At 68.8% G+C, this 22,125-nt stretch carries 17 protein-coding genes; 9 read left to right on the plus strand and 8 right to left on the minus strand.

The features are described 5' to 3' along the window. Positions 1–161: 161 nt before the first annotated feature. The 4 genes from G6N46_RS16015 to G6N46_RS16030 all read left to right on the plus strand — a co-directional run bounded on the left by G6N46_RS16015 (position 162) and on the right by G6N46_RS16030 (position 9,147). Complete coding sequence (locus G6N46_RS16015) at positions 162–2,150, plus strand: Hsp70 family protein (RefSeq protein ID WP_138247784.1); 1,989 nt, start codon at positions 162–164, stop codon at positions 2,148–2,150. Continuing rightward, positions 2,147–4,639: an isoniazid response ATPase/transcriptional regulator IniR gene (iniR, locus tag G6N46_RS16020; protein ID WP_133428261.1), complete on the plus strand. Its 2,493-nt coding sequence runs from the start codon at positions 2,147–2,149 to the stop codon at positions 4,637–4,639. Before G6N46_RS16015 ends, iniR begins: the two co-directional genes overlap by 4 nt. 212 nt (positions 4,640–4,851) lie before the next feature. After that, the gene (locus G6N46_RS16025) at positions 4,852–7,749 is read left to right on the plus strand and encodes a heterodisulfide reductase-related iron-sulfur binding cluster (RefSeq protein WP_163692800.1); all 2,898 of its coding nucleotides are present in this window, start codon (positions 4,852–4,854) and stop codon (positions 7,747–7,749) included. A gap of 114 nt (positions 7,750–7,863) precedes the next feature. Continuing rightward, positions 7,864–9,147 carry a pyridoxal phosphate-dependent aminotransferase gene (locus G6N46_RS16030; RefSeq protein WP_133428259.1) on the plus strand — a complete coding sequence of 428 codons (1,284 nt, stop codon included), beginning with the start codon at positions 7,864–7,866 and terminating at the stop codon, positions 9,145–9,147. Positions 9,148–9,206: 59 nt separating this feature from the next. Here the strand turns inward: G6N46_RS16030 and G6N46_RS16035 are convergent, their stop codons facing one another. Then, the gene (locus G6N46_RS16035; protein WP_138247782.1) at positions 9,207–9,833 is read right to left on the minus strand and encodes a TetR/AcrR family transcriptional regulator; all 627 of its coding nucleotides are present in this window, start codon (positions 9,831–9,833) and stop codon (positions 9,207–9,209) included. Between the two features lie 36 nt (positions 9,834–9,869). On the opposite strand from G6N46_RS16035, the gene G6N46_RS16040 reads away from it, so the two are divergent. Next, on the plus strand, positions 9,870–10,331 hold the full coding sequence (locus tag G6N46_RS16040; protein ID WP_163692802.1) for an SRPBCC family protein: 462 nt from the start codon (positions 9,870–9,872) through the stop codon (positions 10,329–10,331). A 16-nt stretch (positions 10,332–10,347) separates the two neighbouring features. On the opposite strand, the gene G6N46_RS16045 is transcribed toward G6N46_RS16040, so the two are convergent. After that, on the minus strand, positions 10,348–10,989 hold the full coding sequence (locus G6N46_RS16045; protein WP_138247780.1) for a DUF6875 domain-containing protein: 642 nt from the start codon (positions 10,987–10,989) through the stop codon (positions 10,348–10,350). Between the two features lie 228 nt (positions 10,990–11,217). Between G6N46_RS16045 and G6N46_RS16050 the strand changes: the two genes are divergently transcribed. Genes G6N46_RS16050 through G6N46_RS16060 form a run of 3 tightly spaced genes read left to right on the plus strand, consistent with a single transcriptional unit; the run spans position 11,218 to position 14,073 of the window. Further along, positions 11,218–12,291, plus strand: coding sequence for an ATP-grasp domain-containing protein (locus G6N46_RS16050; protein ID WP_163692804.1), 1,074 nt, complete (start codon positions 11,218–11,220; stop codon positions 12,289–12,291). A gap of 27 nt (positions 12,292–12,318) precedes the next feature. After that, positions 12,319–12,798 carry an aminoacyl-tRNA deacylase gene (locus tag G6N46_RS16055; RefSeq protein WP_138247778.1) on the plus strand — a complete coding sequence of 160 codons (480 nt, stop codon included), beginning with the start codon at positions 12,319–12,321 and terminating at the stop codon, positions 12,796–12,798. 51 nt (positions 12,799–12,849) lie between these two features. Continuing rightward, a complete protein-coding gene (locus tag G6N46_RS16060; RefSeq protein WP_138247777.1) occupies positions 12,850–14,073 on the plus strand; it encodes a YibE/F family protein in 1,224 nt (407 codons plus the stop codon). Here G6N46_RS16060 and G6N46_RS16065 read toward each other — a convergent pair. From G6N46_RS16065 to G6N46_RS16090, 6 genes are all read right to left on the minus strand, one after another. Next, entirely contained in the window at positions 14,051–14,413 is a 363-nt protein-coding gene (locus G6N46_RS16065; protein ID WP_138247776.1) for a nuclear transport factor 2 family protein, read from the minus strand. The two genes, G6N46_RS16060 and G6N46_RS16065, sit on opposite strands and share 23 nt — an antisense overlap. A 24-nt stretch (positions 14,414–14,437) precedes the next feature. Next, positions 14,438–15,187 carry a maleylpyruvate isomerase family mycothiol-dependent enzyme gene (locus G6N46_RS16070; protein WP_138247775.1) on the minus strand — a complete coding sequence of 250 codons (750 nt, stop codon included), beginning with the start codon at positions 15,185–15,187 and terminating at the stop codon, positions 14,438–14,440. A 1-nt stretch (position 15,188) separates the two neighbouring features. Further along, complete coding sequence (locus G6N46_RS16075; RefSeq protein WP_138247774.1) at positions 15,189–16,502, minus strand: cytochrome P450; 1,314 nt, start codon at positions 16,500–16,502, stop codon at positions 15,189–15,191. Between the two features lie 54 nt (positions 16,503–16,556). Further along, complete coding sequence (locus G6N46_RS16080; protein WP_138247773.1) at positions 16,557–17,885, minus strand: UDP-glucose dehydrogenase family protein; 1,329 nt, start codon at positions 17,883–17,885, stop codon at positions 16,557–16,559. Between the two features lie 95 nt (positions 17,886–17,980). After that, positions 17,981–19,525, minus strand: coding sequence for a DUF7159 family protein (locus tag G6N46_RS16085; RefSeq protein ID WP_163692806.1), 1,545 nt, complete (start codon positions 19,523–19,525; stop codon positions 17,981–17,983). Positions 19,526–19,749: 224 nt separating this feature from the next. After that, positions 19,750–21,060 carry an ammonium transporter gene (locus G6N46_RS16090; RefSeq protein ID WP_138247770.1) on the minus strand — a complete coding sequence of 437 codons (1,311 nt, stop codon included), beginning with the start codon at positions 21,058–21,060 and terminating at the stop codon, positions 19,750–19,752. Positions 21,061–21,225: 165 nt separating this feature from the next. Between G6N46_RS16090 and G6N46_RS16095 the strand changes: the two genes are divergently transcribed. Then, positions 21,226–22,065, plus strand: coding sequence for a superoxide dismutase family protein (locus tag G6N46_RS16095; RefSeq protein ID WP_174814052.1), 840 nt, complete (start codon positions 21,226–21,228; stop codon positions 22,063–22,065). Positions 22,066–22,125: the final 60 nt, after the last annotated feature.

Genomic DNA, 22,125 nt, shown 5'->3' on the forward strand with positions numbered 1-22,125 from the left:
TAAAGCACCTGGAGATCGGTGCTGACCCCAACACCTGACGTCATCCGTTAGGGGCACTCCCATTAGGGATTCACCAATCGTTAGGGGATTGTGTCCCACCCCCAGGCCGCCAGCGCATAGGGTGGCCTGAGTCCGGTAGCGCATCAAAGGAGTGGACGTTTATGAGCCTCGGTTTGTCGATCGGCCAGACCAATCTGGTGGCCGTGCCGGCCGGGCGACCGCCGCTGAGCCGTCGCGCGATCCTGGCCCTGTACCCGGACCGGCCCGCCGAAGTCGGCATCCCCACCCAGCCGGGCGGCCTGGTGCTGACCGGGTTCGTCGAGCGCGTCGGCGACCCGATCCCCCTGATCGCCCCGGATGGTTCGGCGCATCGCGGCGAAGCCGTCCTGGCCGAGGCCCTCGACTCCATGGCCCGCACCGCCGGTGGCGGCGCCCCGATCGTCATCGCCGCCCCCGCGCACTGGGGCATGTCCACCATCGGCGCACTGTCCGCGGCGCTGCGCGGAAAACCGGGTTTGGCCGCCGCACCCGTGGTCTCCGACGCCGCCGCGGCCCTGGCCGGCCTCAAGGCCGGGTCCGGACTGCCCGATCACGGCGTGGTGGCACTCTGCGATTTCGGTGGCAGCGGCACCAGCGTGACCATCGCCGACGCCGCGACACTCAGCCAGATCGGCGAGACCGTCCGTTACCCGGAGTTCTCCGGCGACCTGGTGGACCAGGCCCTGCTGAACCACGTCATCGCCGGCATCAGCGAGTCGTCCGACGCGGATCCGGCCGGCACCGCGGCCGTCGGCTCGCTGTCCCAGCTGCGCGACCAGTGCCGGCAGGCCAAGGAACGCCTCTCGTCAGAGACGGCAACGTCGGTCAGCGCCAACCTGCCCGGCTTCGCATCGGCGCTGCGCATCACCCGCCCCGAGTTGGAGCGGCTGCTCGAACCGGCACTGGCGGGGCTGCTCGCCGTCGTGCAGGAATCCCTGCAGCGCAACCAGATTCCGGCCGGCGTCCTGACCGCCGTGGCCACTGCCGGTGGCGGTGCGTCGATTCCGATTGTCACCCAACGACTTTCCGAGCACTTCCGGGTTCCGGTCGTGACCTCGCCGCAACCGGCGCTCACCGCCGCCGGCGGCGCCCCGCTCGTTGATCAGCGCACCATGAGCGCCGACGCCCCGACAGGCATGGCCCCCACCATGGGCTGGGCCGCCGGCCCGGCAGGCTGGGCAGGCGGTCCCGAAACCATGGCGGCTCCGGTGCCGCCCGTGGACGCGAACCCGTCTTCGACCGTCGGGCCGTCGCTGGCCTGGTCTGACGACGAGGAACCCGGCGCGGCGGTCGGCGGCGACTATCCCACCGACTTCTCCACCGGCTACGCCGAGGCAGCGCCCTTCGGCGAGACCACCGCCCGGCCGGCGATGGACTTCGCCCACGAAGAAGAGGACAACCTGCCCGACGTGGCGCCGGTCCCCTGGTACCGGCGCCCACCGCTGATCTTCGGCGCGGCCGCCGCGGCGTTCCTGGTTGCCGGCGGCAGCTGGGCCGCGGTCGGGCTCACCAGCAACGACACCCCGTCCGGCCCGGTGACCGTCGACGTCACCACCACCATCACCGGCCCCGACGGCTCCATCACCACAAGCACCTACAAGGCCACCAAGTCCGTTGTGACACAGACGAATCCGAACGGGCAGGTGGAGACCTCGACGGTGACCAACCCGGTCACCACCACCGACGCGCCGGTCACCACGACCACCACCGATCCGTCGACCACCAGCTCGACGACGACCACCACGACCACCACCTCCACGACCCCGTCGACGACGACCCCGTCGACGACGACCACCACGACCACGACGCCACCGCCCACCACGACCACCACGCAGCCGCCCACGACGACGACGCAACCGCCGACGACGACGCAGCCGCCCACCACCACGCAGCCGCCGCCGACCACGACGAAGCCGCCGACGACGCAGCCGCCCAGCACGCAGACTCCGACGGCTGCGCCGTCGACCCAGGCGCCCAGTTCGCAGCCCACGGTGGAGCAGCCCCCCAAGACGGCGTCGGTGTCGGCGGAAACCGCGTCCGCACCATCGGCATCGGTGGCCACCGCGTCGGCGCCCATCACCGCGCAACCCTCGGCATCGACCAGCCAATGACCGCAGCGGCCGGCACGTCGCTGGTGCTCGGCGGAATCGGCAGCGGCAAGACCACCGCGCTGGAAGCGGTGCGAAAGACGTTGCGGGCCAACGGCACGACGATGCTCGCGCGGGTACCGAAGCCCGGTGAGGCACCGGACGCGGCCATCGTCATCGACGATGCCCAACTGCTGTCCCCGGCCGAGCTGGACGCGCTGACCGAGCTGGCCGGCGACCCGGCCCGCACCGTGGTGGTCAGCGCCGAGCCGTTGGCGCACGACCGCGCACTCAATGCTCTCACCACCACTCTGAGCCGGCAGCATCCGCCGATTCAGCTGGCGCCGATGACGCCCCGCGAGATCAACGAGGCGCTGGCCCGCGCCGGTGTCCCCGGCACGCAGGTCCCCGCACTGATCGCCGCCACCGGCGGCATCCCGCTGCTGGTGTACTCGGCGCTGTCGGCGCTGGCGTCGGGCGCCGATCCGGTCCGGGCCGCGTCCGTCGCGTTGAGTGAACGGCTCCGCCGGCTCGATGAGCACTTGCTCGACACGTTGTTGCTGTGTTCGCTCAGCCCGGAACTGGGGCCCGACGACATCGCCGCCGCCTTGCAACTGCCCGGCGACGACGCCGCCGTGCTGATGGACCGGGCCCGCGCGAGTGGCCTGCTGTCCGCTTCACTGCATCCGCGGTTCATCGACACGCTGCACCGCAGCCTCACCCGACTGGTCGGGGCCGCGCGGCACCGCGAGACCGAATGCCGGCTGCTGCGCTCGCAGATCGAATCCGCCACGCTGTCAACCGAATTGGCGCTGAAGCTGGCCGAGCACGGCACCGTCGACGACCTGCTGGCGGCCGACCTGATCCGCCGGGCCGGTTCCGCCGCGCCGCGTCAGGCAGCGCGCCTGTACCGCGCCGCGGCCCGCGCCGGCACCGCCCCGGCCGACGTCCACCTCGCCGACGCCCTCGGCGTCACCGGCGACTGCACCACCGCCGGAACCCTGGCCGACGAACTGCTCACGGCCGACGACGCCGCCGTCCGCGCGCAGGCCGTGCGTATCGCGGCCAGCGTCGCCATGCACGACGGCGCCGCCGCGCACGCCGCGGACCTGTTCCGGTGGCTCGGCCCCGATGCCGATCCGTTCGTCGCCGCCGCGGGCGCCGTGGTCGGTGTCGCCACCGCCGACGCGGACCTGGCCCGGTCCTGTCTGCAGGCCGAGAACTCCATGCCGCCAACGTCTTCCGCGCGTGCGGCGCGCGGTATGGCAGAAGGCATGCTGCTGACGCTCGACCAGCCGTTCGCCGTCGCGATGGCACGCCTCACGCAGGCTCTCGGGTCCACCAACGGTGTTCACTCGGTCGCACCGGACAGCCCCGCCGCCCTGCTGAGCCTCGTCGCCCTGCACGGCGGCGACGCCGTCCGCGCGCGCAGTGTCATCGGCCGGGCCATCCGCACCGGTGGCGGCGACGCGGGTTTCACCGGTCTGCGCCACCGGCTGCTGCTCGGCTGGATCCGCATGCTCGACGGCCAACTCGATTCCGCGGTGCCGGCTTTGGGCGCCCCGGAGGTCGCCGACCTGCACCGGCGCGACGCGCTGTGGTTCACCGCGCTGCAGACCGCGGTCGCCCGGCGCAGCGGCGACACCGGCGCCCTGCAGAAACACTGGTACGCGGCCATGGAGGTGCTGGCCGAATACTCCCTGGACCTGTTCGCACTGCTGCCGCTCGGTGAGCTGTGGGTCGCGGCGGCGCGGTTGCAGCAGCTCGACCAGCTGCGCCAACCGCTGGCCGAGGCGTTCGGGCTGCTGCGGGCCGCAGGCAATCCGACGCTCTGGGCGGTGCCGCTGCACTGGGCGGGCGTGCACGCCGGCATCCTGGCCAACGCGCCCGAGGCCGTCGCCCCGCACGGGCAGGCCCTATCCGCCGCCAGCCGGGCCGAGGGCGCACACGGCGCCTACGCCACCGCACTCGCCGCCGCCGGCCGCGCCTGGTTGCGGGTCCTGGCCGACGGCGTCGACGCGGCGGAGGTCACGGCGGCCGCCCGCGGGCTGGCCCGCTTCGGGCTGACGTGGGATGCCACGCGCCTGGCCAGTCAGGCCGCGTTGCATTCGGCGGACGGCCGGATCTCGGGTGCGATGCTGCAGCTGGCACGCGACCTCAAGCAGGACGCGGCCCTCGAGGCCGCGGCCGATCCCATCGCGCCCGCGGCCCCAGCTATTCCGCGTGAGCCCGTTTCGGGCGCGGATGTGCGCAACACCACACCCCCTCCTGCCTCGGGTGACGCTCGGACCACAGCTGCCGCAACGCCCGCCTGGACGCGGCTGTCCGACCGCGAACGCGAGGTCGCCGAACTGGTGCTGCAGGGCATGCCGTACCGCGATATCGGGGCCCGGCTGCTCATCTCAGCGAAGACCGTCGAACACCACGTCGCCCGCATTCGCCGCAGGTTGGGGGCCGAATCCCGGTCGGAGATGTTGTCGATGCTGCGGGCGCTGCTCGTCGAGAAAGCCTGACGCCGTCCTTATATAAGGAAGCGCGTGGCCGGTGCTTGAACCAGGCCGATTCCGGGTACGGAAGCGAGCGCGTAGTCGCAGCTCAAGTTAGGACAGCCTTGCTAGCGTGCGTTCTGCCCAGGATGCGACTATGAGCAGGCATCTAGCTTAAGTTACCCGTTGGTAACCTCAATAAGTTACCAGCCGGTAGCTACATAACTGGGAGAGGCGCGGTGGAGAATCTCGAACACACGCTCGACGTGGCCAGACTGGTCATCGGGCTGTTGGCAACGGTCATCGTCCTGGGGTTCGCCGCCAAGCGCGTCCTGTGGCTGACCAAGCTGATCAGCTCCGGGCAGAAGCTCGGTGACGAACGTGGCCGCAAGGACGATCTCGTCCGCCGCTTCCTGAACCAGAACAAGGAAGTCTTCGCCCAGTCGAAGCTCCTCAAGTGGTCCATCCCCGGCATCGCGCACTTCTTCACCATGTGGGGCTTCTTCGTCCTCGCATCGGTGTACCTGGAAGCCTATGGCGTCCTGTTCGATCCGAAGTTCGCCATCCCGTTCGTCGGACACTGGGCCATCCTGGGCTTCCTGCAGGACTTCTTCGCCCTGGCCGTGCTGGCCGGCATCGTCGTCTTCGCGATCATCCGCCTGACCAAGAACCCCGACAACATCGGTCGTGAGTCGCGGTTCTACGGATCGCACAACGGTGGCGCGTGGGAGATCCTCATCATGATCTTCCTGGTCATCCTGACCTACGCGATCTTCCGCGGTGCCGCCGTCAACGTCCTGGGCGAGCACTTCCCGTACCAGAACGGCGCCTTCTTCTCCGACGGCATGGCCGCGCTGCTGGCTCCGCTGGGCCACACCGCCAACGTCTGGATCGAGACCATCGCGCTGCTGTCGCACATCGGCGTCATGCTGGTCTTCCTGCTGATCGTGCTGCACTCCAAGCACCTACACATCGGTCTGGCCCCGATCAACGTCACCTTCAAGCGGCTGCCCGACGGCCTCGGCCCGCTGCTGCCCATGGAGTACAAGGGCGAGAAGATCGACTTCGACGATCCGGCCGAGGACGCGGTGTTCGGCCGCGGCAAGATCGAGGACTTCACCTGGAAGGCCAACCTCGACATGGCGACCTGCACCGAGTGCGGTCGTTGCCAGTCGCAGTGCCCCGCCTGGAACACCGGTAAGCCGTTGTCCCCCAAGCTCGTGATGATGAACCTGCGCGACCACCTGTTCGCCAAGGCGCCCTACATCATCGAGGGCAAGCCGATGCCCGAGGAGGGCTCGGTCGACTTCGCCAAGCTGGGTGACAGCCTGCACGGACACGGCGTCCCCGAGGACGGCTTCGCGCGCATCGAGGGTTCCGGCCCCGAGCAGGCGCTCCGCCCGCTGGTCGGCACCGCTGAGCAGGGCGGCGTCATCGACCCCGACGTGCTGTGGTCCTGCACCAACTGTGGTGCCTGCGTCGAGCAGTGCCCGGTGGACATCGAGCACATCGACCACATCGTCGACATGCGCCGCTACCAGGTCATGGTCGAGTCCGACTTCCCCGGCGAGCTCGGCGTGCTGTTCAAGAACTTGGAACTCAAGGGCAACCCCTGGGGCCAGAACGCCAAGGAACGCACCACCTGGATCGACGAGCTGGACTTCGACATCCCGGTCTACGGCCAGGACGTCGAGAGCTTCGACGGCTTCGAGTACCTGTTCTGGGTCGGCTGCGCCGGCGCCTACGAGGACCGCGCCAAGAAGACCACCAAGGCCGTCGCCGAACTGCTCGCCACCGCGGGTGTGAAGTTCCTGGTGCTTGGCACCGGCGAGACCTGTACCGGTGACTCGGCCCGCCGCGCCGGTAACGAGTTCCTGTTCCAGCAGCTCGCCGCGCAGAACGTCGAGACCATCAACGAGCTGTTCGAGGGTGTGGACCCCGACAAGCGCAAGATCGTCGTCACCTGCCCGCACTGCTTCAACACCATCGGCCGCGAGTACCCGCAGCTGGGCGCCAACTACACCGTCGTGCACCACACGCAGCTGCTGAACCGCCTGGTGCGGGACAAGAAGCTGATCCCGGTGTCGTCGGCCAGCCAAGAGGTCACCTACCACGACCCCTGCTTCCTCGGTCGCCACAACAAGGAGTACGAGGCCCCGCGTGAGCTGGTCGGCGCTGCCGGCGCGAAGCTCACCGAGATGCCCCGCCACGCCGACCGCGGCCTGTGCTGTGGTGCCGGTGGTGCCCGCATGTGGATGGAAGAGCACATCGGTAAGCGCATCAACACCGAGCGTGCCGAAGAGGCCGTCGACACCGGCGCCTCGGCGATCGCGACCGGCTGCCCGTTCTGCCGCGTGATGATGAGCGACGGCGTCGACGACGTGGCCGCCACCCGCAGCATCGAGAAGACCGAGGTGCTCGACGTCGCGCAGCTGCTGCTGAACTCGCTCGACACCAGCAAGGTGACGCTGCCCGAAAAGGGCACGGCGGCAAAGGCTTCCGCGGCGCTCGCGGAGAAGAAGGCCAAGGAGGCCCCGAAGCCGGCTCCGGCCGCTCCGGCTCCCGCTGCCGAGGCCGCTCCGGCCGCCGAGGCACCTGCCGCTGCTGCTCCCGCCGCCGCCAAGCCGGTCACCGGCCTGGGTATGGCTGCCAAGCGTCCGGGTGCCAAGAAGGCTGCCGCCCCCGCTGCTGCGGCTCCGGCCGCCGAGGCTGCTCCCGCTGCCGAGGCTCCGGCTGCCGCCCCGGCCAAGGGTCTGGGTCTGGCTGCGGGCGCCAAGCGTCCGGGTGCCAAGAAGGCTGCGGCTCCGGCTGCAGCCCCGGCTGCTGCGGCTCCGGCCGCCGAGGCTGCTCCCGCTGCCGAGGCTCCCGCCGCACCGGCCGCTCCCGCGGCTCCGGTGAAGGGTCTGGGCCTGGCCGCGGGCGCGCGTCGCCCCGGCGCCAAGAAGGCAGCGGCTCCGGCCGCACCGGCGGCCCCCGCCGCTCCGGCCGCTGAGGCTCCGGCTGCTGAGCCGGCCGCCGAGGCACCCGCCGCCGAGGCACCCGCGGCACCCGCGGCTCCGGCGGCAGAGGCCAAGCCGGAACCGCCGGTCGTCGGACTGGGCATGCGTCCGGGCGCGAAACGCCCCGGTAAGCGGTAACGCGAAGTACACCGCAATGGCCAGCTACGACCGCCGCAAGGAGCGTCGTAGCTGGCCATTGGCATATGTGGCCCTGATCGCAGATGGGCAAAAGAATTCGACACCGATGAGAGCATGGAACCCGTGACCACCCACCAGGTACCCGCTGACCGCACATGGCACAGCGGCCATCCGCGTAATCAGCGGACGTTTGCGCAGTCGACCAAGCTGCAGGACGTCCTCTACGAGATCCGCGGCCCGGTACACGAGCAGGCCTCCCGGCTCGAGGCCGAGGGCCACCGGATCCTCAAGCTCAACATCGGTAACCCGGCGCCGTTCGGCTTCGAGGCACCCGACGTGATCATGCGCGACATGATCGCCGCCCTCCCCCACGCCCAGGGCTACTCCGACTCCAAGGGCATCGTGTCCGCGCGCCGCGCGGTGGTCACCCGCTACGAGCTGGTCGAGGGCTTCCCCCGGTTCGACGTCGACGACGTCTTCCTGGGCAACGGCGTCTCCGAGCTCATCACGATGACGCTGCAGGCACTGCTCGACAACGGCGACCAGGTGCTGATCCCGGCGCCGGACTACCCGCTGTGGACGGCGTCGACGGCGCTGGCCGGCGGTACCCCGGTGCACTACCTGTGCGACGAGACGCAGGGCTGGAACCCTGATATCGCCGACCTCGAGTCGAAGATCACCGACCGCACCAAGGCGATCGTCGTGATCAACCCGAACAACCCCACCGGCGCGGTGTACAGCCGCGAGACGCTGGAGTCCATCGCGAACCTGGCGCGCAAGCACCAGCTGCTGCTGCTGGCCGACGAGATCTACGACAAGATCCTGTACGACGAGGCCAAGCACATCCCGATGGCCTCGGTGGCGCCCGACATGCTGTGCCTGACGTTCAACGGCCTGTCCAAGGCGTACCGCGTGGCGGGCTACCGGTCCGGCTGGCTCGCCATCACCGGCCCCAAAGAGCATGCATCCAGCTTCCTGGAGGGCATCAGCCTGCTGTCGAACATGCGGCTGTGCCCGAATGTGCCTGCGCAGCATGCCATTCAGGTGGCGCTCGGCGGACACCAGAGCATCGAGGACCTGATCCTGCCCGGCGGCCGCCTGCTCGAGCAGCGCGACGTCGCGTGGAACAAGCTCAACGAGATTCCCGGTGTCTCCTGCGTCAAGCCCGAGGGTGCGCTGTACGCGTTCCCGCGGCTGGACCCCGAGGTGCACGAGATCCGGGACGACGAGCAGCTGGTTCTCGACCTGCTGCTGCAGGAGAAGATCCTGCTCACGCAGGGCACCGGATTCAATTGGCCCACACCGGATCACCTGCGCATCGTGACGTTGCCGTGGGCCCGCGACCTGGCCGCCGCCATCGAGCGCCTCGGCAACTTCCTGGCGAGTTACCGCCAGTAATCTCTCGGTGATTTGTGCACGATTTTCCGCGGCAGTCGCGGAAAATCGTGCACAAATCACTAGTGTTTCAGGCCGGCGATGAAGGTCCGCAGCAGCGCGGCGAGGGTGTTCTCGAGCTCGGTGCCGGGTTCGGGCTGCTTGACGGAATCGATTGCCGCCCAGCCCCATACCGCGCCGGCGAAGGCGTGTAGCGCGGCGGTCAGCAGCACCAGGTGCTGCCGGTCCAGCGCCAGCCGCGGCTTGAGGGTCTCGCGTAGCCGGTCCTCGACATCGCGCGCCTGAGTACGCACGATCTCGGCCGCTTCGGGAGTCAGCCGATTCATCAGCACGGGCGCGGCGCTGATCAGGTCACAGAGCACCGGGCGCTGCGCCAGGGTGTGCGCCAAAGCCTTTGCCGGCGTGCGTCGTTCGTCGTGCAGCTGCGTCCGCAGGTCCGCCAGCCAACCCAGGTGCTCGTGGTACATCACCGAGAGCAGCAATGCCTCCCGCGAACCGGCGTAACGGAGCACGCCCGATTTGGCCAGGCCCGCCGCGGCGGCGATCTCCCCCAGTGTCAGCTCACTGGCTCGGGCGTCGTCCAACAGCGCCCGGGTGACCGCGGTCAGACGGCGTAACCGGTCCTCCCGCTGCTGCGGGCTGCGAGCGCGTGCGAACGACAGCGCCGCTGGGGAATCCGGCAGATCCATTGCTTAATGGAACACTGTTCCGTTAATTTGGTCAACATGACACACCACTACGAAGTACTGGTCACCCGCCATGCGCGGGCCACGCCGAGCACGCTGTTCGACGTGGTGGCAGACGGGTCGCGCTGGTCCGAGTGGGCACGGCCCCTGATCAACTACTCGGCCTGGGAGACCCGCGGGCCCGCCGACGACGGCGGCGTCGGGGCCATCCGCGCCGTCGGTACGCCACGGTTTCCCGCGCGGGAGCAGACGACGATCCATGAGCCCGGGAGGCGGCACGGCTACACCATCATCTCGAAGACCCCGGTGCGGAACTACCAGGCGCAGGTGAGTTTCACCCCCGAGCAGGACGGCACCCGGATCGACTGGCACGGAACCATCGAAAGCCGTTGGCGTGTTACCGGTCTGGGCTATCGGGCGGTGGTGAAACACGTCTTGACGACGTTGTCCGCCAAGTTGGTGATCGAAGGCGAGCGGCGAGACACGATGAGCCGGGCCTGATCGGCACGGCGAGCGGCTAGTCGGGTCGACTGGTGTTGCCGAACTTGTCTGCCAGCGCGGCCCGCACCGGCGACGGCACCGTGGGCGCGAAGCGGCGTAGGTAGGCCTCGATCCACGGGGCTGAGGTATTGAGAAACGCGAAGTCGCTGCCCACCATGTGCCGTATCGCGAGGAGCGGGACAGGTGATTGCAAGGGACGAAAGTCGGCGTTCCACAGCCCGCGCTCGGCGCAGCCATCGTAGAACTGTCCCACCATGAGGCCGACGTCGACGAAGTCGGGTTTCAGTTCTTGCTGCAGCGCATCGATGAAGGCGAAGTCCACCAGGTCCGGAAATGCGATGAAGACCGCCTTGAGCAGGCCGTCTGGGCCATCCGCCGATGCCAGCGCCAAGAAGGTGTCGCGGAAGGTACGCAATTCAGCAACAAGTTTGGTGAACTCCGGTTGTTCGCCAGAAACCGTGGCGATCCACAACATGTCGCGGTCCAGTGCCGGTCGCGCAAACGGACACACCGGCCCGGCGCGCCCCAGTTCGGGGTGCGGTTCCGTCAAGTACTCGCGGATCCAACTGCCAAGCAATTGAGCAATTCCTGATGTTTCGCCACTCGAACTGTGGTTGTCCGATAATTTCCAGAGACCCTGAACCAAGGTGTCCGCCATGCTGTACGCCTCCCTCCCCTCAGGTCGCCAGTGCTGCCGTCGCAACATCCACCGGAAGGTGAAAAGCCCATGTCCTTCACCACCGAGCGTGGAATCGCGATCGTATATGAGCCCGAATCGGTTCCGCTGCTCAAGCTCGCGACGTCAGCCGCGAGAAACGGGTTCCACCTCATCTGGGTGGCTGGCCGCGCCGACGAGCGGGTACTGGGACGGCTCGGCACCGTTGTCGTGGCCGACGGGCTGTCGGCCGACGACATCGCCGCACAACTCGAACAATTCGACGTCGTCGGCGTCACCACATTCTGCGATTCGAGGATCGAACAGACAGCCGCGATCGCCGCAAAGCTAGGTTTGCCAACAAACCCGCCTCATGCATCTCGGCAATTAGTTGACAAGATCGCGCAACGGCAGGCTCTCGCGGATGCCGGACTACCCTGCCCCGGGTTCGTCGGCATCGAAAGCCCGGCTGACGTCCCTACCGCCCAAGGGCTGCTCCAACGGCTGGCCTATCCCGTCGTCGTCAAACCGGCATTCGGTTGGGGTGGTCGCGACACCGTCTGCCTCCCCGATTTCCAGGCGGCGGCCGCGGAACTGGCCCACCGTTGCCGAGCCGACCCGTGGCGGCCGGTCATCGTAGAGGAGCTCCTCGGCGATTACCCGGCCACCGACCGTGGTGGGTTCGGCGACTACGTCTCCGTCGAAGTCGTGGTCGAGGACGGAGTGGCCTCGGTCCTGACGGTAACGGGACGCATGCCGCTGGCCGAACCTTTTCGGGAAACCGGCGCATTCCTTCCGTCCACACTCCGCCCCGTTGAACGCGCCGAAGTGGCAGAGGCAGCAGTGCAGGCCATCCAGGCACTCGACGTGCAGTGGGGCTGCCTGCACATCGAGATCAAGCTGACAACGGCCGGGCCCTTGATCATCGAGGTCAACGGGCGCATCCCGGGAGGCGGCATCGCCGACTTGGTCGCCGCACAGGTCGGCATCGACCTCTTCGAGTGCGCGCTGCGCTCCGCGGCGGGGCAGCCGGTCTCTCGCACGCCGAGCCACACTGCCGGTGTCCACCATCGGCTCGCGCTGCAACCACCGCTGGGGCAGCGCGTGCGCCTGCGGCCGGATTGGTCGGCGCGGTTGCGCACCATCCCCGGCATCGCTGACGCCTCGTTGCGGTCGACCACGGCGGAAGCCGGCCCGCGCGACGGTTCGTATGGCTACCTGCTGATGGCAGGCGGGGTCGCAGACAACCATGACGTCCTGTTAGAAACCTATCGGCAGCTCAACGGGTTGCTGATCAGCGACTGAAGCCGGCGGCGCATAGACAGGACACCGATGAACGAACTACATGAGCGGGTGCGCCGTCACCTCGAGACCGCAGCGGTCGTGTACACGGCGCACGATCACGCCGCACTGCCGGCACCCGTGTCGTCACCCGCCGACTTCGCGGCGATGCTGGGCTATCCGGTGGATCGAATCATGAAGACCCTGATCTGCCGCGTGCGCTCGACCCGCGAGCTGGTCGCGGTGACCTGCCCGGTGGACATCAGGGTGGACTTCAAGCGCGTGGCCAGTGAACTGGATTGCGGCAGAATAGAAGTCGCCAGCACCGAACAATTGGAGACGGCCACCGGATACCCCCGGCTGGGCGTGTCCCCGCTGGGCCTCGACGACAGCATCACGGTGGCCATCGCCCGACAGTCGTTCACCTACGACACCGTTCTGGTCGGCGGAGGCGCCACCCGCGTTGAAGTCGAACTAGCCCCGCATGATCTGCAGCGCATCACCGGCGCGGTTCCGGTCGATCTGGGATAGCCGCAGCGCACCCTGTACCCGCCCTCAGCGTGACCCCTTACGCTGACCCGGGTGGCGCATTCGCATACCCACTCGCACAGTTCCGGCCCGGCTCCGTTGAGCCCGCTGGCCGCGAAGATCGTCGTCGGACTCCTGGCGGTGATCGGGCTGGCCACCGTAGTCGGCGCCGTGATCCTGTGGCCGCACGGCAAGGCCGTCGACATCCCGTTGCCGTTCCAGAACGCCCACGGCGGCGCCGTCAGCACCGAGGCCGGGCACGTGGTTTCGACCGGCATGAACAACTGCGGCAGCCCGTCGGTCGGAGCAGTGCTGACGTCGGCGCCGGTCACCGCACCTCCCGGCGCGGGCAGCTGCGTGCAGTCGGTGATCGGTATCGACTCCGGGCCGAACTCCGGCGCCAACACCCTGCTGGAGTTCAGCACCGGCCCCGGCCAACCGCACCTGGCGGCCGGCGATCACATCCGGGTGACCCGCCAGGTCGACGACTCCGGCACCACCACCTATGCCTTCTTCGACTTCGAGCGCACCTGGCCGCTCACCGCGCTGGCGGCCGTCTTCGCGGTGGTGGTCGTCGCGGTGGCCCGCTGGCGTGGACTGCGTGCCCTCGTCGGCATTGCCGTCGCGTTCGTGGTGCTGACGGTGTTCCTACTACCCGCACTGCGCGACGGCGGCCCGGCCATCCCGGTTGCCCTGGTCGCGTCGTCAGTGATCCTCTACGCGGTGATCTACCTGGCGCACGGCGTCAGCCTGCGGACCAGCGCCGCCCTGCTCGGCACCCTGAGTGCACTGCTGCTGTCAGCGGTGTTGTCCTGGGGCGCAATCGAATTGGCGCATCTCACCGGTCTGTCCGAAGACCAGAACAACGAGATCGCTGCCTACATGGGATCGGTGTCGATCACCGGACTGTTGCTCGCCGGGTTCATCATCGGCTCGCTGGGCGTGCTCAATGACGTCACTGTCACGCAGGCGTCGACGGCCTTCGAACTGGCCGAGCACGGCGCAGCCCGGCGGGCCATCTTCACGGGCGCCATGCGGGTGGGACGCGACCATATCGCCAGCACCGTCTACACGCTGGTGCTGGCCTACGCCGGCAGCGCGCTGCCGCTGTTGCTGTTGTTCAGTGTCGCCAACCGCTCCCTGGGCGATGTGCTGACCAGTGAGAGCGTGGCCATCGAGATCGCCCGGTCCGCGGTCGGTGGTATCGCGCTGGCGCTATCGGTGCCGCTAACCACCGCCATCGCGGCGGTGCTGGCTACACCGCGTCCGACTCAATAAGTTCGGTCGCCGCCAGCGCCGACGCCAGGTCGTCGTGCCGGAACGCCGACGTCACGTGGTCGTGGACCACGCGGAACGCCGTCGCCGCCTCACGGTCGGCGCCGCCGCCGGTGATGGTCTGCTCGGCGACCACCACGCCGTCGTGCACAAACAGCCGGCCGACCGTGGCCCTCTCATCGAGGTCGGTTGCCCAGGCCCGCAAGGCATTCCGCCCCTGGGTGGCCCCGTTCGCGTCACCGATCTCGATGTCGCCGCTGGACAGCTTGTCCAGGGTGTCCAGGTCCCGGTCGTTGAGGGCGTCGATCCAGGCCAGGACCGTCGCGATCTCGGATGTCGTCATGAGCAGACGCTACCCCGGCGCCACTCAGAAAGCCGAGTGATCAACCCAGCGCTGCCACACGGCCGCGTCGCCGATCACCTCCAGGCCGGCCTCCTCGACCGTCTGCCGACGGTTGACGGCCAGCAGCAGCCCGGAAGCCGGACCACGCACTGCCACATCACCTTTGGCGTGCTGGTGCGACCAGCCCAGGCCGTCCTCGTCGTTGACCACCAGCCACTCGCCGGTCGGGCCCAGTTCGGACTCAAACGCATGCAGGTGCAGCGACCGCCCGCGCTCCAGCGGCGGGTCCGCTGCGGGGGCCATCATGGCCACGCGCTCCAGCGTCTCGGTGACGCCGTCGGCGGCAAGCTCGGGATCGAGCACGAACGGAAGTCCCAGCGCCAGAACGGCATCGGCGCGGTGCACGGTCTGCTCATGGAGCCGGCGGCGAATCCACCACCCGGCGGGTTTGGGCCCGATGAACGTCCACACCTTCGCGTCCGATCCGACGTGCTCGACGGCGTCGATCAGCGCCTGCGCCCCGGCGTTCAGCCAGTCGATGGCGCCGTCGAGATCCTCTGGCGGTTTCCCGTCACGTACCTCGCGGGGATCGAGTGGTTCCTTCATGTGGTCGGCGACGATCTGGGCGCACCAGCGGTTGCCGCGGCCGACATGTTTGAACAACTGCTTCATGGTCCACCCCGGACAGGTGGGTACCTCGGTATCCAGGTCGGCAGTGCGAATGATTTCGCCGAAGGCGGCGGTTTCCTCGATCAGGGCTGAGCGGAAGGCCATTTCACGACGGTACCGCTGCCCGCGCCTGCCCGAGTGCGATCGGCAATGCCGCCCATCCGCGGAGCACCCGGGTGTCCCGCCGGGTGCCGGGTCCGGCGAGTTGCGCATCGGGGAACCGCTCGAAGAACGTCCGAAGTCCCACTTCGCCTTCGGACCGGGCCAGCGCCGCGCCGAGGCAGAAATGCCGTCCGCCAGAGAAGGAATGGTGCTTACCGGCGTTGGCGCGGGTGACGTCAAAGCGGTGCGGATCGGGGAAGACGGCGGGGTCGCGGTTGGCGCCCGCCAGGTAGACGACGACGGGCTCGCCCGCCTGCACGTGGTACCCCGCGAGGTCGACGTCGACCTTGGCGATGCGGGCCGACAGCTGGACCGGCGAATCGAGCCGCAGAATCTCTTCGACGGCGGTGGGCCAGAGGTCGGGCTGTGCCAGCAACAGGGCCAGTTGATCGGGATGCTGCAACAACATTCGGATGCCGTTGCCCAGCAGATTCACCGTTGTCTCGAACCCGGCCGCCAGAACCAGTCCCGCGGTGGCGCGCAGTTCTTCGTCGTTGAGCCGGGCGCCCCCGTCGCTGGCCTCGATCAACTGACTCATCAGGTTGTCGCCGGGATTGGCCCGCAGCTCGCCGATGTGGGTGCTCAGCCAGGTGTTGAAACCGTCCAGCCCGTCTTCGACGCTGAGGTACTGCTGCCACGTCAGCCCGATGTCCAGGCTGGGTGCCGCCAGTTCACCGAATTCGAGGATGCGCGACCGTTCATGCTCGGGCACGCCGAGGATGTCCGCGATCACCGTGACGGGCAGCTGCGAGCAGTAGCTCTGCACGACGTCCACGGTGGCGCCCGACGCCAGGTCGTCGATGAGCCCGTTCGCGGCCTGCTGTACGCGTTCCCGCAATGCCGCGACGGCCCGCGTGGTGAACACCGCCGAGACGGTCTTGCGGTAGCGCGTGTGCTGCTCGCCGTCGACCGACAGCAGCGACGGCGGCAGCAGGGGATGCAACCGGCCCTTGACGGTGGTCTTGCCCTCCAGCCAGCCGAGTGCGCCGGGCAGCGTCCCGCCGATCTGCGTGACGGTGAAGTCGTCGGACCGCAGAATCTGGTGCACCAGACCGTGATCCGCAGTGATCCAGGCTGCCCGGCCGCGGTACATGCGGCCGCGGCTGCGTAGTTCGTCGGCGAATGCGCCGGGGTCGGTCCGCACCGCCGGGTCGGCGATGAGCCGGCCTTGGAGGTCGCCATGCCGCGCGCCGTATGCGGCGAGCTTGCGGATGACGGCGTGCAGCGCGAACCAGTTGAGACGTTGCCTCAGCGTCATGACGCCGAGCTTAGGCACGCCCGGCGGCGTCGGGCTACATACTGCAGTCGGAAATCAGGGGGTCAGATTGCGGCCCAGCGCGTGCACCCGCCAGCCCGCAGCCTGCCATTTCGCGACGTCGAGGCAATTGCGGCCGTCGACAATCACTTTCACGCGGACGGTGGCCGCCAGCTGCTCTGGGTCCAGGTCCAGGAACTCCTGCCATTCGGTCAGGACCAGCACGGCGTCGGCGCGGTCACAGGCCTCGATGACGGACGTGGAGTAGTTCAGCGTCGGGAAGACCCGGCGGGAGTTGTCCATGGCCTTGGGGTCGTAGACGTTGACGGCGGCGCCGTTGAGCTGCAGCATGCCGGCCACGTTCAGGGCGGGCGAGTCGCGCACGTCGTCGGACTCGGGCTTGAACGCCGCACCCAGCACCGCGATGTTGGCGCCCAGCAAGGTGCCGCCGCACGCCTTGGTGGTCAGCTCCACCATGCGGGTGCGTCGGCGCATGTTGATGCTGTCCACTTCGCGCAGGAAGGTCAGCGCGGGGTCGGCGCCGAGTTCGCCCGCACGGGCCATGAAGGCGCGGATGTCCTTGGGCAGGCAGCCACCGCCAAAGCCCAAGCCCGCGTTGAGGAATCGTCGGCCGATGCGCGGGTCGTAGCCCAGGGCGTCGGCCAGCACGGTGACGTCGGCGTTGGTCGCTTCGCACACCTCGGCGATGGCGTTGATGAAGGAAATCTTGGTGGCCAGGAAGGCGTTCGCGGAGACCTTGACCAGTTCCGCGGTCTGCAGGTCGGTGAGCAGGAACGGCACACCGCGTTCCAGGATCCGCGCGTACAGTTCCCGGATCGCCGCTTCGGCGCGCTGCGAATCCGGTTGCACGCCAAGGACGATGCGGTCTGGGTGCAGGGTGTCCTTGACGGCGAATCCCTCGCGCAGGAACTCGGGATTCCACGCCACCTCGACGTCGACGCCCGCCGGCGCCAGCGCGCGGGCCCGGGCCCCGAGTTCGGCGGCAGTGCCCACCGGAACGGTCGACTTGCCGACGATCACCGCGGACCGGCGCAGGCGCGGGACCAGGGTGTCGATGACGGACCGCACGTGTCGCAGGTCGGCGGCGTACTCGCCCTTCTTCTGCGGGGTGCCCACGCCGAGGAAGTGCACGTCGCCGAACTCGGCGGCCTCGTCATAGTCGGTGGTGAAGTGCAGCCGCCCGGCTTCGATGTTGTCGCGCAGCATCTTCCGCAGCCCGGGCTCGTAGAACGGGATGTCACCGGCCGCCAGCTTCGCGATCTTGCCGGGGTCGATGTCGACGCCGAGGACCTCATGGCCGAGCTCCGCCATGCCGGCGGCATGCGTCGCCCCGAGGTAGCCGGTACCGAACACGGTGCATCTCATACTGCCTTGATAGGCAGCCGCGATGAGCGCACCGCTACGCGACACTGAGCGTCGGGCCAACGGCAGATGACAAACAGCCGCCGGCCTGACGGGCGTCAGTTCTTCTGGCAGAAGATCAGGAAGCAGGTCTGCTTGGGCTGCTTCGGCTTCTTGCCGGAGTCACCCGGGTACCCGTTCGAGCCGCCCGGGTACTGGCTGCCCGGGTATCCGTTGCCGGGGTACTGGTTTCCGGGGTAGCCGTTGCCGGGGTAGTTGCCCGGATAGCCATCGTCGTCGTGACCGCGGCCGCCGCGACTCGGGTAGTCCGGGTAGTTGTTGCCCGGGTTCCACTGCGGCTGCTGCGGACGCGGCACCCAGGGATTCCAGGCGGGCGGCTGCGGGCCGGGGATCGCGATGACCGGCGGCGGCAGCACCACCGGCGCCGGGGCCGGCACCGCCGCGGGCGGGGGGTCGACGGGTGCGGCCGGCACGTCGGGCATCGATACCGGCACGGGTGCCGGAGCCGGCGCGGGGGCTTCCGGGGCGGGCGCGGGGACGTGCACCTGCGGTGCGGATTCCTTGACGACCTGCGGCGCTTCGACGCGGCGCGGTGCCGGGGCGACAGCTTCGGGCGCCGGTTCCGGGGCAGCGGCCGGTGCGGGCGGCGGGACGGCGGCCGGTGGCGGCGCCGGGGCGACGACCGGGGCGCTGGGCACGATGGCGGCCTGCGCGGGCGCGGGCCGTTGATCGACCGTCGGCCGGATGCTCACCGCGAGCGAAATGGCAAGGGCCACAACACCGACGACGAAGATCGAGGTGAGCGCGCTACCGACCAGCAGGAAGGGCTTGCGGCCCTGATCGGCGACCACGGGGGCGTCGCCCAGCTCATCGAAACCGAACTCGTCGGCGGTCAGCAGCGGGGCTGCCAGCGGCGCCGCGGCAACGGCGCCACCCGGCGCGGCCGAGTAGGCGAGGCCGGCAGTGGCGGCGTCGAACATCGGTGCAGTCGCGGAGGCGAGAGCGGCGCCGCGGGCCAGCGCCAGGTCGGCGTCGCCCGGGGCGTTCACCGGGATGTCGAGCAGTTCGGCCAGGTGGGCCTGGACCGCGGTGACGTCGACACCGGAGCCGACGACGAACATGCCCTGCGGCGACGTGTCGGCACTGGCGACGGCGGCGGCCATGTCGCCGAGGACGGCCATGGCGTCGGTGCTGTGCAGGCTGCGGCTCAGGACCTTGGAGATGGCGCCGTCGGAATCGACGACGGACATGGTGGCGGTGTCGCGGTCGACGAACAGCAGTCCGGTGCTCGAGTAGCCGACAGCCTGGCCCGCGGCCTGCGCCAGCGATCCCGCGGCGTGCAGCTCGGAGACCATCATGACGTCCTTGACGCCGGCCGCGTCCAGCGCGTCGCGCAACCGCGCGGCGGCGTCGTGGTCACTCCAGGCGACACCCACCGATTTCAGGTGGTGGCCGCCTTCCTCGGCGCTCTCCCGGGTGCCCAGGATGGCGCTGACAACCTGCTCGACCGGCGTTGCTGAATCGTCCGCCGTCTGCGTTTCGAAAATATCGTGGTCGACGATCTCGCCGTCGGCCTTATCACCCTCAACCAGCGCCATACGCACCGTGGTTGGCGTCATAGACACACCCAGAACGATGTCCACTGACCCTCCAATAGTGTTCGCTACGCTATCTAGGCCGCCACCGGGAAACCCCTGCCGCGCAGGCCACAACCAGATACTTCATCGCAGCGAACGGTGGAGTCGTTACCGATTCCCCCAGCTCATCGAGCCACGATGCAGTTCTTGCCGCGGCGCTGGCTGACACAGTCCCGCCAATGCCGGTGGTTCAACCCTACCCGCGTTCGGCGTAGATGACCTAAGCAGTTTCAGGCGTCCTCGGCGTCCGGGCGGGCCTGCTTCAACAGGTCGGTCAGAGAGGTCGAACCCGACGGCCGGCGCGTGCCCAGGTGGCCGTGCACGCCCTCCGCGTAGGCGGTTTCGGCGTGCTGCGTGAAGTCGACGCCGGCGGTCTCGTCCTCGGCGCTGAGCCGGAAGCCCATCACCTTGTCGATGATCTTGCCGAGCACGAACGTCGCGGTGAAGGCGTACACCGCGACGACGGCCATCGCCAGCAGCTGCTTGCCGAGCTGGGCGAATCCGCCGCCGTAGAACAGGCCGCGCGCGCCGCCCGTCATGACGTCCGTCGCGAGCAGGCCGATCAGCACGACGCCGACGACACCGCCGACGAAGTGCACGCCGACGACGTCGAGCGAGTCGTCGTAGTTGAGCTTGAACTTCAGACCGACCGCGAAGGAGCAGATGACACCGGCCAGCAGGCCGACGACCAGCGCGCCCAGCGTGTTGACCGTGCCGCACGACGGCGTGATCGCGACGAGCCCGGCGACGACGCCGGACGCCGCACCGAACGTCGTCGGCTTGCCGTCACGCACCTGCTCGACGGTGAGCCAGCCCAGCATGCCGAGGCAGCCCGCGACCAGGGTGTTCAGGAAGATCGCGGCGGCGGTGCCGTTGGCCGCGAGCGCCGAGCCGGCGTTGAAGCCGAACCAGCCGAACCACAGCAGACCGACACCGAGGAGAACGAAGGGCAGGTTGTGCGGGCGCATGGCGTCCTGCTTGAAGCCGATGCGCGGGCCCAGCACGATGGCGAGCGCCAGGGCCGAGGCGCCCGACGCGATCTCGACGACGAGGCCACCCGCGTAGTCCAGCGCACCCATCTTGGCGAGCCAGCCGTCCGGGCCCCAGACCCAGTGCGCGATGACGCTGTAGACGACGATCGCCCAGATCGGCACGAAGACCATCCAGGCCGAGAACTTGGCCCGGTCGGCGATCGCGCCGCTGATCAGGGCCGCGGTGATGATGGCGAACGTCAGCTGGAACGTGGCGAAGAGCAGCTCCGGAACGGTGCCGTGCGTGGTGCTGGGGCCGATGCCGAGCATGCCGATGTGTTCGAGGTTGCCGAGGAAGCCGTCGCCGTCCGAGAAGGCCAGCGTGTACCCGAGCACCAGCCACGCCACCGTGACCAGCGGAATCGAGATGAAGCTCATCATGATCATGTTGAGCACGCCGGTCGTGCGGACCATGCCGCCGTAGAAGATGGCCAGGCCCGGGGTCATCAGCAGGACCAGGGCGGTGCTGGCGAGCAGCCAAGCGGTGGCGGCGGGATCGATGCCTTGCACGTGGGACTCCTTCGACAATCTTGACGAGGATGTATCGGCGGCGTTTCCGGCGCGCGGCGACTGCGTTTCCGACGTGTTACACCAGCGTCACATGCGGGTTCGGGCTTGGTTCCCCGTGAAACAAGTGGCGGTTAGACGCTGGTGGTTCCGGGTATCAGGGTGTCCATGTTGAATCGCGCCACTGCAGCTGCTGCTCTGCTCACCGCACCGGTCTTTGTGCTGGCCGCCTGCAATTCCAACCAGAACGGCTCGAAGCCGTCGACCTCCGCGCCGCCGACAACCTGGACCCAGGCCAATCCGTCAGCGCTGAATGTCGTACTGAAGACGTCCGACGGCAGACCCGTCGCCAACGCCTCGATCGACTTCACCGATGGCTACGCCACCGTGACGGTCGAGACCACCGGCGGCGGCATCCTGGCCCCCGGCAGCCACGGCATGCACATCCACTCCGTCGGCAAGTGCGAAGGCGACTTCACGTCGGCCGGCGGCCATCTGCAGGTCGCCGGGCACACCGGGCATCCGGCGAGCGGAGACCTGACGCCGTTGAACATCCGCGGCGACGGCACCGGCAAGGTCGTCGCGACGACCGACGCGTTCACCGAGGCCGGCCTGAAAGGTCCAGAAGGCAGTGCGCTGATCATCCACCAGGGACCGGACAACTTCGCCAACATCCCGCCGCGGTACACCCACAACGGGACGCCTGGCCCGGACGCCGAGACCCTCGCGACCGGTGACGCCGGCGGGCGGGTGGCCTGCGCGGTGCTGGCGCCGGCTGGTTCTACGTCTTCTGCGCCTCCGTCGACTTCCACGTCGACCGCGACCGTCACTGAGACGACCGGGGTGCCGGTGGCGCCGCCGGTGACGTCTTCGAGCGCGACGTCCACTTCCCCGACTTCTACTACTCCGTCGACGACCACGACCACTACTTCCACCACCGTGCCGACTACCACCACGACGATCCCCACCAGCCCGGTCGGGCCGGTGAACCCGATGCCGGGTGGCTGACGCACGGTTTTCCGTTGACCCTGTGATGCGGGCGCAGAAGTGCGTGTAGCCAGCGCCCTG

Source organism: Mycolicibacterium phocaicum, assembly GCF_010731115.1.
Lineage (GTDB): Bacteria > Actinomycetota > Actinomycetes > Mycobacteriales > Mycobacteriaceae > Mycobacterium > Mycobacterium phocaicum.

Coding starts and splice junctions, on each gene's coding strand:
- G6N46_RS16065 (WP_138247776.1), bottom strand. CDS start 14,413: ATGACGACATCCGAGATCGCGACGGTCCTGGCCTGGATCGACGCCCTC.
- G6N46_RS16040 (WP_163692802.1), top strand. CDS start 9,870: ATGACACACCACTACGAAGTACTGGTCACCCGCCATGCGCGGGCCACG.
- G6N46_RS16075 (WP_138247774.1), bottom strand. CDS start 16,502: ATGACGCTGAGGCAACGTCTCAACTGGTTCGCGCTGCACGCCGTCATC.
- G6N46_RS16030 (WP_133428259.1), top strand. CDS start 7,864: ATGGAACCCGTGACCACCCACCAGGTACCCGCTGACCGCACATGGCAC.
- G6N46_RS16055 (WP_138247778.1), top strand. CDS start 12,319: ATGAACGAACTACATGAGCGGGTGCGCCGTCACCTCGAGACCGCAGCG.
- G6N46_RS16080 (WP_138247773.1), bottom strand. CDS start 17,885: ATGAGATGCACCGTGTTCGGTACCGGCTACCTCGGGGCGACGCATGCC.
- G6N46_RS16070 (WP_138247775.1), bottom strand. CDS start 15,187: ATGGCCTTCCGCTCAGCCCTGATCGAGGAAACCGCCGCCTTCGGCGAA.
- iniR (WP_133428261.1), top strand. CDS start 2,147: ATGACCGCAGCGGCCGGCACGTCGCTGGTGCTCGGCGGAATCGGCAGC.
- G6N46_RS16015 (WP_138247784.1), top strand. CDS start 162: ATGAGCCTCGGTTTGTCGATCGGCCAGACCAATCTGGTGGCCGTGCCG.
- G6N46_RS16035 (WP_138247782.1), bottom strand. CDS start 9,833: ATGGATCTGCCGGATTCCCCAGCGGCGCTGTCGTTCGCACGCGCTCGC.
- G6N46_RS16045 (WP_138247780.1), bottom strand. CDS start 10,989: ATGGCGGACACCTTGGTTCAGGGTCTCTGGAAATTATCGGACAACCAC.
- G6N46_RS16095 (WP_174814052.1), top strand. CDS start 21,226: ATGTTGAATCGCGCCACTGCAGCTGCTGCTCTGCTCACCGCACCGGTC.